At 76.0% G+C, this 13,896-nt stretch carries 8 protein-coding genes and 1 pseudogene; 2 read left to right on the top strand and 7 right to left on the bottom strand.

Features of this window, described 5'->3' with window-relative positions; genetic code table 11:
* The first annotated feature begins 610 nt into the window (after positions 1-610).
* Together ACZ4K2_RS20355 and ACZ4K2_RS20360 are read left to right on the top strand one after the other, a co-directional pair.
* Positions 611-2,992, top strand: a pseudogene (locus ACZ4K2_RS20355) (SpoIIE family protein phosphatase).
* 151 nt (positions 2,993-3,143) lie between these two features.
* A complete protein-coding gene (locus ACZ4K2_RS20360; protein ID WP_467475260.1) occupies positions 3,144-3,734 on the top strand; it encodes a TetR/AcrR family transcriptional regulator in 591 nt (196 codons plus the stop codon).
* A gap of 128 nt (positions 3,735-3,862) precedes the next feature.
* Here the strand turns inward: ACZ4K2_RS20360 and ACZ4K2_RS20365 are convergent, their stop codons facing one another.
* The 7 genes from ACZ4K2_RS20365 to ACZ4K2_RS20395 all read right to left on the bottom strand — a co-directional run bounded on the left by ACZ4K2_RS20365 (position 3,863) and on the right by ACZ4K2_RS20395 (position 13,895).
* Positions 3,863-5,443: an alpha/beta hydrolase gene (locus ACZ4K2_RS20365; RefSeq protein ID WP_467475262.1), complete on the bottom strand. Its 1,581-nt coding sequence runs from the start codon at positions 5,441-5,443 to the stop codon at positions 3,863-3,865.
* A 181-nt stretch (positions 5,444-5,624) separates the two neighbouring features.
* Positions 5,625-6,575, bottom strand: a complete 951-nt coding sequence (locus ACZ4K2_RS20370) for an NmrA/HSCARG family protein (RefSeq protein ID WP_467475264.1) — start codon at positions 6,573-6,575, stop codon at positions 5,625-5,627.
* Positions 6,576-6,716: 141 nt separating this feature from the next.
* Complete coding sequence (locus ACZ4K2_RS20375) at positions 6,717-7,181, bottom strand: MarR family winged helix-turn-helix transcriptional regulator (protein WP_467475265.1); 465 nt, start codon at positions 7,179-7,181, stop codon at positions 6,717-6,719.
* A 74-nt stretch (positions 7,182-7,255) separates the two neighbouring features.
* On the bottom strand, positions 7,256-8,491 hold the full coding sequence (locus tag ACZ4K2_RS20380; protein ID WP_467475267.1) for an epoxide hydrolase family protein: 1,236 nt from the start codon (positions 8,489-8,491) through the stop codon (positions 7,256-7,258).
* A 355-nt stretch (positions 8,492-8,846) separates the two neighbouring features.
* Positions 8,847-10,049 carry a lanthionine synthetase LanC family protein gene (locus ACZ4K2_RS20385; protein ID WP_467475269.1) on the bottom strand — a complete coding sequence of 401 codons (1,203 nt, stop codon included), beginning with the start codon at positions 10,047-10,049 and terminating at the stop codon, positions 8,847-8,849.
* 133 nt (positions 10,050-10,182) lie between these two features.
* A complete protein-coding gene (locus tag ACZ4K2_RS20390) occupies positions 10,183-10,338 on the bottom strand; it encodes a hypothetical protein (protein WP_467475271.1) in 156 nt (51 codons plus the stop codon).
* Complete coding sequence (locus tag ACZ4K2_RS20395) at positions 10,299-13,895, bottom strand: hypothetical protein (protein ID WP_467475273.1); 3,597 nt, start codon at positions 13,893-13,895, stop codon at positions 10,299-10,301. The genes ACZ4K2_RS20390 and ACZ4K2_RS20395 overlap by 40 nt, the downstream gene beginning before the upstream one ends.
* Between the last annotated feature and the right edge of the window lies 1 nt (position 13,896).

Here is a 13,896-nt window from a genome sequence, read left to right on the forward strand (position 1 = left end):
GCGACGGGCCCACGGGACGGCGGACGGCCCCTGCCCAGGCGGCAGTCGTCCGCCCGGCCCGTCAATCCGGGCAGCATGCCCGACCCTCGGGGCCCGGGGCGCCGAGGACCGGCCCTCGGTGCCCGCCCGGTCGGCGGGCGGTTCGGCGGCGCTGAAACGGCGGGGACCGGACCACCGGCGGAAGGCAGTGCGCCGCGCCCGCTCCACCGGTCGGCGGACGGTCTCCGCCCGTACGGCTGTCGTCCACCGACCGCCATATCCGGGCGGCATGCCCGACCCCGTCGGGCGGCCGCACGGCACCGGGGCGGCGGGGGCCGGCGCAGGGCCACCGGCGCAAGACAGCGCCATACCCGCTCCACGCGGCGGCGGACGACCCCGCCCGTGCGGCTGTCGTCCACCCGGCCGTCGTACCCGGGCGACGGGCCCGGCCGTCGGTGCCCGGGATGTTCGCGAGCGGCCGCGCGGCACGGGGACGGCGGCGTTATCCGGCGCCGGGACGCCCCTCGGGGGTGCGGTGCCGCCGTGGGGGCGGTGGGTGGTCCGCCGTCCGTGCGGTTGTCGTCCGTCCCGGGGCACGGGATGCTGAGGGGGCACGAAGGGAAGCGGTGGCATGGATCGTTTTCCGAAGGCCCCCGACGTCGACTTCCACAGTCCGCTGGACCTCTCCAGGGCCGCCGCCGCGGTGCTGGACGACGAAGGCCGCGTTTCCGGGTGGGGACCGTCGGCCCAGTGCCTCCTGGGACACCCGCCCGAGGACGTGCTCGGCCGGCCCGCCGCCCGGTTGCTGGCGACGGCCCCGGAGCAGCGGCCGTTCGCCCTGTGCAAGGGGCGCCGGCCGCGCAGCACCGTCCTGGACCTGTGCTGCCGGGACGGGCGCACCCTGCGCGCGGCCGTGACGTTCAGCCCGCTCGCGCACCGCGGCTCCGCCGCGACCGTCGTGGTCGCCGCCGAGCTGGCGGTGCTGCGCGGCTGGGAGACCTAGCTCGCGCTGCTCCAGGGACTGGCCACCGAGTCCCCCGTCGGCCTGACGATCTTCGACACCGACGGGAGGGTGGTCTGGGCCAACACCTCCACCGAGCTGGAGCTGGCGGGGATCGCCCAGTACATCGGCCGGCCGGCCGCCGACCTCTTCCCCGAGGGGAAGTTCATCTCCCGGCACCACCCCCCGGACGAGGACCGGATCATCGAGCACGTGCTGACGACGGGGGAACCGATCATCGGCATGCACTACCGCGGGCGCGCCCCGGCGGACCCGGTGCGCGAGCACGTCTGGTCCTGCTCGTACCACCGGCTGGTGGACGCCCGGGGCGAACCGCTGGGCCTGTTCGAGGAGTCGCTGGACATCACCGACCGCTACCGGGCCCAGGAGCGCCTGTCCCTGCTGGTGCGGGCGGGCCAGCGCATCGGTGTCTCCCTCGACGTGCGCCGCACGGCCGCGGAACTCGCCGACGTGGCGGTGCCGCAACTGGCCGACGAGGTGCTGGTGGACCTGCCGCCGGCGGTCATCGAGGGCCGGCAACCGCCGACGGGCTCGGCGCCGGGGCACAGTCTGCTGCGGATGCACGGCCGGACCCCCGAGGAGTTCCGGACCACTCCCGTCTCCTACCCGCCGTCGTCGCCGCAGGCGCTGAGCCTGGCCACCGGCCGGCCCGTCGTCGACTCCGCGCGGCCCGGTGCCGCGGACGGGGCGGACGGGGCGCGGCCGGCCGCCGCGCACTCGTGCCTCTTCGTCCCGCTGTTCACCCGTGACGCGGTCCTCGGCCTGGCCACCTTCCGGCGCAGCGGCAACCCCGACCCGTTCGGCGCCGAGGAGCAGACGCTCGCCGTGGAACTGGCCGAGCGGGCCGCGGTGGGCATCGACAACGCCCGCCGCTACACCAGCCAGCACGCGGCCGCGCTGGTGCTCCAGCGCAGCCTGCTGCCCCAGCACCTGCCCGAGCAGAGCGCGGTCGACGTGGCCTACCGGTACCTGCCCGCGGACAGCCGGGTGGGCGTGGGCGGCGACTGGTTCGACGTGATCCCGCTGTCCGGCGCCCGGGTGGGTCTGACGGTGGGCGACGTGGTCGGCCACGGCGTGCACGCGGCGGCGACCATGGGCCGGCTGCGCGCCACCGTGCGGACCCTCGCCCTGCTGGACCTGGATCCGGCCGAGTTGCTCACCCGGCTGGACGACCTGGTCGCACAGGACTCGGGGGCCGAGGGGGTCGACGGGACGGCCGACGAGGCGCTCGGGGTGACCTGCCTGTACGCGATCTACGACCCGGTGAGCGGGCGGTGCGTCCGGGCGAGCGCGGGCCATCCCCCGCCGATCGTCGCCGACGGGCACGGCGCGGTGGTGCTGTCCGCGCCGGCTCCCGGGCCGCCCCTGGGGCTGGGGGGCCTGCCGTACGAGAACGTCGAGCTGAACCTGTCCGGCGGCAGCGTGGTCGCGTTCTACACCGACGGGGTGGTGGAGGACCGGCGCACCGACATCGACAGCGGGATCGACCGGCTGGCCCACGTGCTCACCTGGCAGCGGTGCCCGGTGGAGGAGCTGTGCGACCGGGCGCTGGCCACGCTCCCACCCGGGCCGCAGGCGGACGACGCCACGCTGCTGCTCGTCCGCGCCCGGCGGCTCGGCGGCGACCACGTGACGGACGTGGAACTGCCGCCCGATCCGGCCATGGTGGCGCGTGCCCGCTCGCTCACCGAGGAGCAGTTGGCGGCGTGGGGGCTGGCCGATCTGTCGTTCACGGCGGAGCTGGTGGTGAGCGAACTGGTCACCAACGGCATCCGGTACGCCACCGGGCCGGTCACGCTGCGGCTGATCAGGGACCGCTGCCTGCTGTGCGAGGTCTCCGACGACGCGCACACCGCGCCCCACTTGCGGCGGGCGCGCCGGGACGACGAGGGGGGCCGCGGCCTGTTCCTGGTCGCCCAGGTGTCCCAGCGCTGGGGCACCCGGTACACCGCCTCCGGGAAGACCATCTGGGCCGAACTGGCGGTCCCCTGAGCCTCTTGCGCCCGTGCGGACGCGCCGCGGGGAGGACGTTCACGGCGGAGGGCCGGTGGCCGGGCCGTGACGGGACCCGGTGTCACTCCATCGGGTCGCCTTGTCCCGGTACGGGGCACCGGACGCGGGGGCCGGCCGGACAATGCCTGGCATGCCGAACGCCGCATCCCCCGCCCCGACGCGCCAGCGCATCATCACCGCCGTCCTGGAGATCATCGGGGAGGACGGGGCCGTGGCGGTCACCAACCGGCGGATCGCCCGGCAAGCCGGTGTGTCGCTCGGGTCGGTGACCTACCACTTCGAGACCCAGCACGACCTGTTGCGCGAGAGCCTGCTGTACTTCGTGCGCGAGGAGGCCCGGCACGTCACCGAGCTGGCCGACGGATGCCGTGCCGACGGCATGGGCGCGGCGGACGCCGCGTCCCTCGCCGGCCGGGTCGGCTGCGGAACCGCGCTCGGCAGCGCTTGTCCCGCCCCGTTCGAGATGTACCTGCACGCCGGGCGCGACGACCGGCTGCGGGAGGCCGCGGCGGAGGCGTTCCGGGCGTACGACCGGCTCGCCGCCCGGATCCTGACCGCTCTGGGCGTCCCGGACGCCGGGCGCCTGGCGGCCACCGCGGTCGCCGTGGTGATGGGACTCCAGTTGCGCCGGCTGGCCACCGGGAACCCCGCCGAGGAGCTGGTGGACGCCCTCCTGCTGCTCGCGGGCGGGCCCGCCGCCCGGCAGGTCCCGCCCGGGTGAGCGGCGCCCGCGGGCGGGGCGCCCCGCCGGCCGGGCGCGGCCGTGACGCCGTACGGTGCGACCACCGGGGAGGAACGCGTGCCGCCCCCGGCCGGAAGTCCGGACGGGGGCGGTGGGGCGACGTCGGGTCAGAAGCGCGGTCCGACCGGCGTGTTCACAGGGAGCGGGAGGATGCCGCGCCCGGCGGCCGGGCTCGGGGCGGCGGGCGGCTTGCAGGTGACGTCCCGCGCCGGGAGCCTGCCGCTGCTCAGGTAGTCGTTGACGGTCCGGTCGGCGCAGGAGCGCGGGTCCATGCCGTAGACGCCGTGGCCCTCGCCGCCCTTGACGAAGACCATGCGCGAGCCCTTCAGGACGCGGTGCATGCCGCGGCCGCTGACCAGCGGGGTCTGGGAGTCCCACTCGTTCTGGACGGTGAGCAGGCGGACCTTGTTGCCCACCTTGGTGACCGGCTCGGCCGGCTTGCCCCAGAACGCGCAGGGCGTGATGTTGGACGCGAAGTCGCCGTAGAGCGGGTACTTCGCCTTGTCCCGGATCGCGTCCCGCCGGTACCGCTCGGGATCGCGCGGCCAGGCCCCGGTGTCGCCGCAGACCACGGCCCAGAACGCGGCGGTGCCGTTGTCGGCCGGCGGGCGCGCGGCGGACGCGGACCAGCGCGGCGCCGGCCGGCGCTCCGGCGCGACGAGGTGCGGGGCTGCCACGGCCTGGCCGCCGGCCGCCTTCTTCAGGTCGACGACCATCTCGGCCGCGAACTCGGGCATGAAGAACGCGGGCCGCAGTCCGGCCCGGATGTCGTCGCCGGTGATCTTCGTGTCACCCTCGACGATGGGCGTGCGGTCGGCCCGGGCGACCAGGTCCCAGAACGTCTTGCGCACCTTGGCCGGCGTGTCGCCGAGCTTGTAGGTGCCGTTGCGCTGCGCGGTCCACTTCGTCCAGCGGGTGAACGCGGGCTCGCTGCCCTCGGCCCAGACCTGGATCATGCCGCGCCAGACCCGTGCCGGGTCGACGGCGCTGTCGAGCACGAAGCGGTCGGTCCGCTTGGGGAACATCTGCGCGTAGACGGCACCCAGGTAGGTGCCGTACGAGTAGCCCAGGTAGGAGATCTTCTTCTCGCCGAGGACGGCGCGCAGGACGTCCAGGTCGCGGGCGGTGTTGCGGGTGGTGATGTACGGGATCTTGTCGCCGTTCCTGGCGCGGCACTTGTCCGCGACGGTCCGGGCCCACTTCACGTCGCGGCTGAACGTCGCCGCCTTGTACGGGTGTTCGGTGTCCTGCTCCTTGGTCGTGAGACCGCACGTCACCGGGGTGCTGCGGCCCACTCCGCGGGGGTCGAAGCCGACGAGGTCGTACTGGTCGCGGACCTTCTTCGGCATCATGTCCTTCATGATGACCGGCATGTACAGGCCCTCGCCGCCCGGACCGCCCGGGTTGAAGAGGAGCACGCCGTGCCGCTTGCCCGGGACACTGGTCTTCAGCCGGGACACGGCCAGGCTGATCGTCTTGCCGCCGGGGTGGGCGTAGTCGAGCGGGACCTTGATCGTCGCGCATTGGAAGGCGGCGGGCTCCGCCGTGTCGCACCGGTGCCACGCGGGCTTCTGTGCGGCGAATCTCTGGGGCGGCTCCGCCGCGGAAGCCTGAGCCGGGGCGAGGGCGGGGACCAGGGTTGCGGTGACCCCCACGGCGAGCAAGGGCGCCATGCGTCCTATGCGCACGATGGCCGTTCCTTTCGGTCAACTACCGGGACGGCCTGAGGATTTCGTGTGCGGGGAGGTGTGCGAATCCATCTGGGGGGCGGTCTTGCTACGCCTCCTGGAGGATGCGGAAGGAGACTTGCGGAGGAGAACCCGAAGGCCCTTGATTCCGTCCGCCCTGCGGAGCGCGGAGTGCGGGTGGTCAACCCACCTCGATCTTCGCGGCGTTCTCGGCCAGCCAGGCGTCGAAGTCCTTCAGTCGCGGGTTGAGCGCGCGCAGGGCGGTGAGGTCGCGGGCGCCGGTGAACTCCCGGTCGAAGTCGCCGTAGAACTGGAACATGTTGCCGATCTCGTCGGCGGCCGGGACGTCCAGGGAGCGGAAGACGTCGTAGGGCACGGACCGGAAGCGCACCGGTTCGCCGAGGGCGGCGCCCAGCTTCTCCGCGTACCCGGCGCCGGTGAGATGGTCGCCCGCCAGGCCGACGGTGCGGCCGACGAACCGCTCGCCGTCCTTGAGGAGGGGGAGCGTGGTGCGGCCGATGTCCGCCACGTCCACGCCCGACAGCAGCTTCCCGTCCTCGATCGGCATGGTCAGGGTCAGGGTGCCGTCCTCGGCGCGCTCGGGGGCGAACGGGCCGAGGAAGCCCTGGAAGAAGAAGGTGGTGTTCAGGAAGGTCGTGGGCACCCCGGCCTCGGTGAACAGCCGGTTGCCCGCGCCCTTGGCGTCGAAGTGGGGCACGTTGTACTCGCCCTGGAGGACCGGCATGCGGGGGTCGTCCAGCGGGAGCAGTTCGCGGGTGTCCTCCAGCGTCGACCAGACCACGTGGCGCAGTCCCGTCGCCGCGGCGGCCCGGACCAGGGTGCGGATCTCCTCCGTCTCCTTCGCCGCGGAGCCGTGCGCCCAGAAGTTGGTGACGAGGAAGGCGCCGTGCGCGCCCTCGAAGGCGCTGTGCACCGACGCCTCGTCGTGGAAGTCGGCCCGGACGACCTCGGCTCCGAGCGCGGCGAGTTCCCCGGCGGCGGTCGAGGCGGGGTCGCGGGTGAGTGCGCGGACGGCGAACTCCGCGTCGGGGTCGGCGAGGATCGCCCGTGCGACACCTCCGCCTTGCGAGCCCGTGGCGCCGGTCACCGCGATGATCTTCTTGTCGCTCATGGCAGTCGTCCTTGTCCGAGGCGGGGGTCGTCCGGTTGACGCGTCGCCGACGCTAGGGAGAGCAGGTTGATGCGTCAACTTTCCGGCGCGGTGATTCGGCCGAGTTCACTCCGGCGGTCCACGCGGGGCGCGGCGGCCGCCTCAGGCTTCCTCGTCGAGCTTCGCGGCCACGCGCTCGGAGACCTCCGCCAGGGTGCGCAGCTCCGCCGGCGTGACATGGTCGAGGAAGAGCGCACGCACCGCCCGCACGTGCGGCGGGGCCGCGGCCTCGACGGCCGCGCGCCCCGCCTCGGTGATCACCACCAGGGCGCCCCGCCCGTCCTCGGGGCACTCCCGCCGGACGACCAGTCCCCGCCCCGCCATGCGCGCGATGTGATGGGACATCCGGCTCTTCTCCCACTCCAGCGCCCGCGCCAGCTCCTGCTGCCGGCGCCGGCCCTCGGGTACGTCGGTGAGCCGCACCAGGACCGCGAAGTCCGCGGCGGACAGGCCGGACTCCGCCTGCAGCGAGCGCGCCAGCCGGCCCCCCAGCCGCTCGTGCAGTCGGACGAAGCCCCGCCATGCCCGCTGCTCCTCCGCCGACAGCCAGTCCACCGAGTCCGTCACGGGACGAGTGTAGCCAGCCGGTTGACACGTCACCGGGGAGTTCGCCCGGCCCGCCGCCGCGCCCGCCGGATCGTTCAGGGCCGGCGGCCACGGAAGGTGCGGCGCAGGTCGTCCACCCAGGCCTCGGGGTTCTCCCAGGGGATGAAGTGGCCACCCCGGTCATGGGCGTTGACGTTGACGTGGTTGAACCAGGCCGCCTGCGGGCCGTTCTCGAACGCCCGGACGCGCTCGGCGGCGGTGTGGGCGCCGGGCGGGTTCTCGTACGTGACGAAGGTGAGGCCGACCGGGGCCTGCACGACGGGGGTGCGGTCGTGCGCGGGGGCCCAGGGGTGGCGGTTGGCGTTGGCGTAGTAACGCATCGACGTGGCGATGGAGTTGTTGACCCAGTAGATCGTGGCGTGGGTGAGCAGGTCGTCCTTGGTGAAGACGGACTCGACGTCGCCGCCGTTGTCGCTCCAGGCGTTCCAGCGCTCGAGGAGCCAGGCGAGCAGTCCGGCCGGCGAGTCGCTCAGCCCGTGGGCCAGGGTGGCGCCGTCGAGCGTGTGCACGGCGAGGTGGGAGGCCGAGCGCCGGTCCAGTTCGACGATGCGGGCGCGGATGTCGGCGGGCTGGTCGTCGGTGAGGGGCCGGTTGCGGCCGAAGTCCCAGGCGCGGGGGCCGGTGAAGAAGTCGAGCGGCAGCCCGGAGCCGATGTGGATGCCGTACAGCTCGTCGGCGTACTTGTGGCCGAGCTGGCTGGAGACGATCCCGCCGATGTCGCAGCCCCCGGCGGCGTACTTCTCGTACCCCAGGGTCTCGGTCATCAGCGTGTGCCAGAGGTCGGAGACCTTCCAGAAGTTGACGTCCGGGAAGCCGGTGAGCGGACCGGGGAACCCGAAGCCGGGCAGGGAGGGCACGATGACGTCGAAGGCGTCGGCGGGGTCACAGCCGAACGCGGCCGGGTCGGCGAGCGGGCCGATCACCTTCGACCAGTGCCAGAACGTCCACGGCCAGCCGTGGGTGAGGATCAACGGGATCGGCCGGGGGCCGCGGCCGGGCTCGCGCATGAAGTGCACCGGGACGCCCGAGACGCTCACCTGGTAGTGCTCGTGGACGTTGAAGGCTGCCTCGGCCTTGCGCCAGTCGTAGCCGTCCCGCCAGTGGGCGACCAGTTCCCGGACATAGCCGGCCGGGACGCCGTAGAACCAGTCCTCGTTCCCCTCGTCCAGCGGCGGCCGGGTCGACGTGAGACGGGCGCGCAGGTCGTCGAGGGCCTCGTCTGGCACGTGGATCGGGGTGGGGTCCAGGGGGAAGGCGTGCGGGGTGGTCATGGTGTCGTTCCTTATGGAGGCAAGGGAGACGGTGTCGGTCGGAGGCCGGGCTGTCGCGTGGCCGGGCCGGGGCCTGCCGGTGGTGCGGGTCGGGGTGGCCGGTCGGCGCGACCGGTGGTTCCCGGCCGCCGCGTCCCGTCCACCCTGGCATGATCGCGCACACTCCAGGGGGCTGACGGCGGAACCGGCGAAGGACCGACGCGGCGCGCACGCGGCCCAACAGGCCTGCGGGCGCGGTTCGGTGGCGTGGCGGGAGGACGGGGCGGGCGACGCGCTCAACCGCTCGTGCGGTCCGCGCCGGTGCGCGGAGCCGGACGCGGCCCGGCCGTTTGCGGGCCCGTGCCCGCGGGCGCGTTCAGCGCAGGCCGAGGCACGGCAGCCACGCCCGTGAGGCGCCGCGGGCCGCCGTGAGCAGGGCGCAGAGCGGGCCCGCCGCTCCCCCGAGCAGGCCCATGTTCTCCTCACCCAGGGCCTCCACCGCGGGCAGCCGGTCCACGAGGTGGGCCGACAGGCGTGCCTTCAGCGCGGTCGCGGCGCGGAGTCCGGCGTGCCGCTCGAAGGCGTCGGCCACCGCCAGCACGCCCGCCGCGCCGTGGCACAGGCCCAGGAGGTCGGCCGGGTGGTCGCCGAAGAGGTGGAAGTGCTCGTCGTACCGTTCGGCGAGCGTGGTGAAGGCGTCCGCGGCCCACTCGGCGGTCTCCCGGTCGCCCGAGGCGTCGGCCGCGTCCCACAGCGCCCAGGACACCCCGGGGGTGCCGTAGCACCATGCCTGCCGGGGCCGCGGTCCGGGAGGCGGCGGGCCGTCCAGGCCGGCGCCGTCCCAGCTCCGGACCGAGCGGGCGTCGGTGAAGGACTGGCGGACCAGCCACCGGGTCGCGCGGCGCGACGCGCGGGTCAGGTCGTCCCGCGGCCCGAGGTCGCGGACCGCCGCGGTGAGCGCGGCGACGACGCCGGCGACGCCGTGGCCCATGCCGGTGTTGATACGCCCGTCGATCCAGTCGAGGTGCGGGTGGCCCGCGTAGCCGGCGGTCCGCAGGCGCGGCAGGTCGTCCGCGTCGCACAGGGCGGCCAGGTGGCCGGCGGTGGGACCGAGCGCGCCCTCGGCCGGACGGGTGCCCGCGCACAGGGAGAGCAGCAGGCCGGCGGGGCCGGAGATCAGGTCGTAGTCCGGGAAGGCGACCCGCTCGCGTCGCCAACCGCGCGTCGGGGCGGTCCGGACCAGACGGTCGCGCAGCCGGTCGGCGACGGGGCGCAGCCCCGGATGCACGCCCGCGCCGAGGCGCAGGCCCACGAGGGTGCCGGCGAGACCGCCGTCGTACAGGCCGGGGTGGCCCGGTCCGCGGCCCGCGGTGCGGGCCCACACGGCCACGGCGCGGGCCGCGGGCTCCGCCGCTCCGGCGTCGTGCGCCGCGGCGGCCAGGACGGGGACGCCCGGGTCGGACGGGTGTTCCGCGGGCGGGGCGTCCGTGCGCGGGCGGGCGGACCACGCGTCGAGGAGCCTGACCGCGAGGGCGGTGGCGGCGGCCGCGGCCTCGGGGTTCTCGGTGCGCTGGGACACGGTGCCTCCTCGCGGGGCGGGCCGGCGCCCCGCACGGACGTGGGGCGCGGGGCCGGACGGGGTGCCGGTGATGTGCCTCGGGCCGCCGGCACGACGGCGGCCCGAGGTGGTCGCTCACCTCAGAGCGGGAGCGTCAACAGATGACCACCGTCCCGCAGACGATGATCGTGCACACTCCGCTGCAGCCGTGGGTGTAGGCCTCGGTCGTCGGCAGGGTGCTCTCGCTGATGCGCGTGTCCAGGTCGCCGATCAGGGCGTCGAGGTCGGCGAGTTCCGTGATGTCGGGCATGGTGGTTCTCCTCCTTGAGCGGTGTGGGTTGGGTTTCGCCCCGGGAACCGCGGCCCGCTCGGGGCGAACGGCCCGGGGACGTCCGGTGGGCCGCACAGTGCGGCGGCCGCGAGCGCCGCGAGGTCCTCGGCGGCTCGGTCGTGCGGGAGTCGGAGCAGCAGTTGGGCGGCGACGGCGGCACCGCCGTGCAGCGGATCGCGCAGGAGCAGGCCGCCGGGTGCGGGGAGCATCTCCTCGGCCAGCAGGTCCGCGCCGGGGTGGAGGGAGCCGATGCGGTCCAGCAGGGGCAGGGCGGTCAGCGCCTCGAAGTCCACCGGTACCGGCCTCGCCCCGGTCGCGGCCCGGACGAACGCGAAGCGGGGCAGGCCCGTCGAGCGCCGCAGGGCGGTGAGGGCCCGGACCTTGGCCAGGTCGCCGTCGCCGGGCCGCCACAGGGACGTGCGCGGCACGCGCCAGGCCGCGGGGCTGACGACCAGCACGCCACCGACGGTGACCCGGGGCAGCCGGTCCGCGCCGGGGAGCGCCTCGGCCAGGCCGTCCAGGCGGATGAGGTGCGAGGCCGCGGGATGGCCGGCCGCCAGCAGCAGCCGGACCAGCACGTCGTACGGGGGCATGGGCGCGCGGGTGGCGTGGTGGACGGGCAGCAGGCGGCGGCCGTCGGCCTCGGCGACGAGCGCCGTGCCGGAACGCCGCAGGGTGATCCGCTCCAGGGGCAGGTGACGGGCCGTCAGACCGGCGGGCCCCTGGTACGGCGTGGCGTCCGGGTCGCCCGTCCACCAGCCGGTGACGACGGGCCGCCGTACGGCGTTGGCGGCGCGCTCGGCCAGCGGTGGCACCAGCAGTTCGACGAACCGGGCGCCGGTCAGCCGCTCCACGGCGGCGAGGAACGCCCGGTAGCCCCGCGGGTTGCCGTAGCCGCCGTACAGCGTCTGGAGTGCCCCGGCGAACCGGGCGTCCAGCACGCCCGCGGGCGAGGCGGTCTCCAGCACCGCGAGCGGGCCGGTGCCCGCAAGCGGGCGCACCAGGCAGTCCAGCGGCCAGGGTGGCAGCGCCGCGTGGGCCGGTGGGGCGCCGAGCGCGTCCAGCAGGCCGTCGTCCAGGTCCACCTGCTCGGCGCCGGCCCGCTCGGACAGGTGCTCCAGCAGCCTGGCGTAGCCGGAGCCGGCGGCCGGTACGGGGTGCCAGCCCGCGTACCGGTGCGGTGGCCGCGGCAGGCCCGCGTCCTCGGCCAGGTGCCGGGCGAGGACGTCGCCGAGCGGGCAGGGGTCCTCGCCGAGCCGTGCCTGCTCCGGGGGCAGCCGGTGCGCGTCCGGCGCCGCGAGCCGGTCGGCCTCGCGCAGCCAGACCACCCGGGCGGCGATCCCGACCCCCCGCTCCACCTGCCGGACCGCCGCTTCGGGGACGGTGGCGGTGAGGGCGCGGTAGGAGTCGGTGAACCATGCGCGAGGGGCGGCGGCGGGGGTCGCGGGGCTGAGGGAACGCGGGGCCGGCTCCGCGGGGGGTACGGCGGCTGGAGCGGGGGGTGCGGGGTGCGCCGGACCCGCCGGGGGTGGGGCCGGGGGGTCGGCGGGGGGCGCCGGATGCGGTGCGGGTGGAGTTGGGGCGTCGGTGGGAGGTGCCGGACGCGGTGCGGACCCGGTCGCGTTGGTGTGTGGCGACTCCGCCGGGGGCGCGGCGGGCGGGGCAGGGGGCGTCGGGCGCGCTGGTTCCGCCGGGGGCCGGGGCGGGGGGCTGGGTTCCGCGGGATGCGCCGATTTCACCGCGCGCGGGGTCGGAGGGCTGGTGGGGGGCGCCGGACGCGTGGCGGGCGGGGCCGGGGGGTCGGCGGGGGACGCCGGTCGCGCTGTGGACCCGGCCGCGTCGGTGTGCGAGGCCGGTTCCGCGGAAGGCGTGGGCACCGGGCCGGGGCCCACCGGGAACGCCGGTTCCGCCGCGGGCGAGGCCAGGGGGTCGGCGTGGGGCGCCGGACGCACCCCGGACCCGGGCGCGCCGCTGCGCCGGGCCGACTCCGCGACCGGGGGAGCGACAGCGTGGGCGGGGCCAGCCGCATGCGCCGATTCCGCCGCGCGCGAGGTCGGAGGGTCGGCAGGGGACGCCGGTCGTACCGCGGACCCGGCCGCATCGGTGTGCGAGGCCGACTCCGCCGGGGGCCGGAGCGGGGGTGCGGGGCTGGATTCCGCGGCCGGAGGCGTAGGCACAGGGCCGGGGCCCGCCGGGAACGCCGGTTCCGCCGCGGGCGGGGCCGGGGCGTCGGCGGGAGGTGCCGGACGTGGTGCGGGCCGGGTCGCGCCGGTGTGCGGTGTCGACGGGTTGGGGGCTCGGCCGTGGGTGGGCTGGTCGTCGCGGTCTCGGGCGGGGCCGGGCGGAATCGTGGTGGTGCTCGGGGCCGGGCTGGGTGGTGTGCCGCGTCGGTGGACGTCCTCAGGGGTGAACCAGTCCGTGGTGCGTCGGCGTGGGGCCGCGCACACCTGGAGGACGCCGAGATCGAGGAGGTGGGCGAGGAAGCCGCGCAGCACCGCCGGGCCGGGGGCAGCCGCCCGGATCGACGCCCTGCCGAGCATGGCCGTCTCGATGTCGCCCAGCGGCCGCGGGCCGTCGGCCAGGACGGCGAGGACGCCTTCCAGCGGGCGGGTGCGCCGCAGTACGACCTGACGCAGCCGGCCGTGCACGTGCGGGTCGATCACCCAGCAGCGCAGCACTCCGGGTCCGGTCGGCGTCCCGGCCGGCTGGAGGAAGTGCAGCGGCGCCGGGGCCAGCAGGGTGTCGGGACCGGCCGCCCGGAGGTCCAGCGCGGCGAGCCGGGCACGCACCGCGTGCACGTTCTCGACGCCCTCGGCCGCCAGCGCGCCGAGGGCCGTACCCGGCGGGACGAGCCGCACCGGGGCGGACCCGGATCCGTCGCCGTCCCGGTCCGCCGGGCCGACCGGCAGCGGGGCGACCTGGCCGGTCCAGCCGCGAGGGGTGGTCTTCGCCGCGGCCCGGCCGAGGGCCCGCCACAGGTACGCCCCGCGTTTGCGCAGCCGCTTCCCGCCCCACGGCTCCCCCGCCGCCAGCCGCCGGGAGACCTCGTCGGCGATCCCCGGTTCGGCCTCGTCCAGGAAGGCCCGCATCACCGGCGAGGCACACACCAGGGCCCAGCCCAGCGCGCCCACGCGCTCACGCTCGGCCAGCACCGCGTGCTCCAGTTCCCGCAGGGCACCGGCCGCCGACTCGGCCTCCCGGGACAGCCGCGCCGCCTCCGGGGCGAGGGGCCGGGCGGCGGGCAGTTCGGCCAGGAGCCACACCTCGGCCGCGCTCGGCGCCGCGCCCGCGTGCAGCCGGCGGCGCAGGGCCAGTACGGCGCGGCGGTCGGCGGACGTCAGACCGGGATGCGGTACCACCGTCTCACCGAGCCGTTCGGCCAGTGCGCGGGCGCGCTCGGCACGCTCCTCCTCGTACCGGGCGTGCTCCGCGACACGGGCGAACAGGCGCGGGTTGCCCGCCGCCGCCCAGGCTTCGAGGGGCATGCCCGCCACGCGGAGCAGTGCCGTGCCGCCCAGGGCCGGTTCGTCGTGCACG

This window comes from Streptomyces sp. NPDC025833, assembly GCF_055558055.1.

What these genes read in the sequence shown, in the direction of transcription:
- ACZ4K2_RS20390 (WP_467475271.1), bottom strand. Translation starts at nt 10,338, where the DNA reads ATGCCCGACATCACGGAACTCGCCGACCTCGACGCCCTGATCGGCGAC.
- ACZ4K2_RS20370 (WP_467475264.1), bottom strand. Translation starts at nt 6,575, where the DNA reads ATGAGCGACAAGAAGATCATCGCGGTGACCGGCGCCACGGGCTCGCAA.
- ACZ4K2_RS20380 (WP_467475267.1), bottom strand. Translation starts at nt 8,491, where the DNA reads ATGACCACCCCGCACGCCTTCCCCCTGGACCCCACCCCGATCCACGTG.
- ACZ4K2_RS20360 (WP_467475260.1), top strand. Translation starts at nt 3,144, where the DNA reads ATGCCGAACGCCGCATCCCCCGCCCCGACGCGCCAGCGCATCATCACC.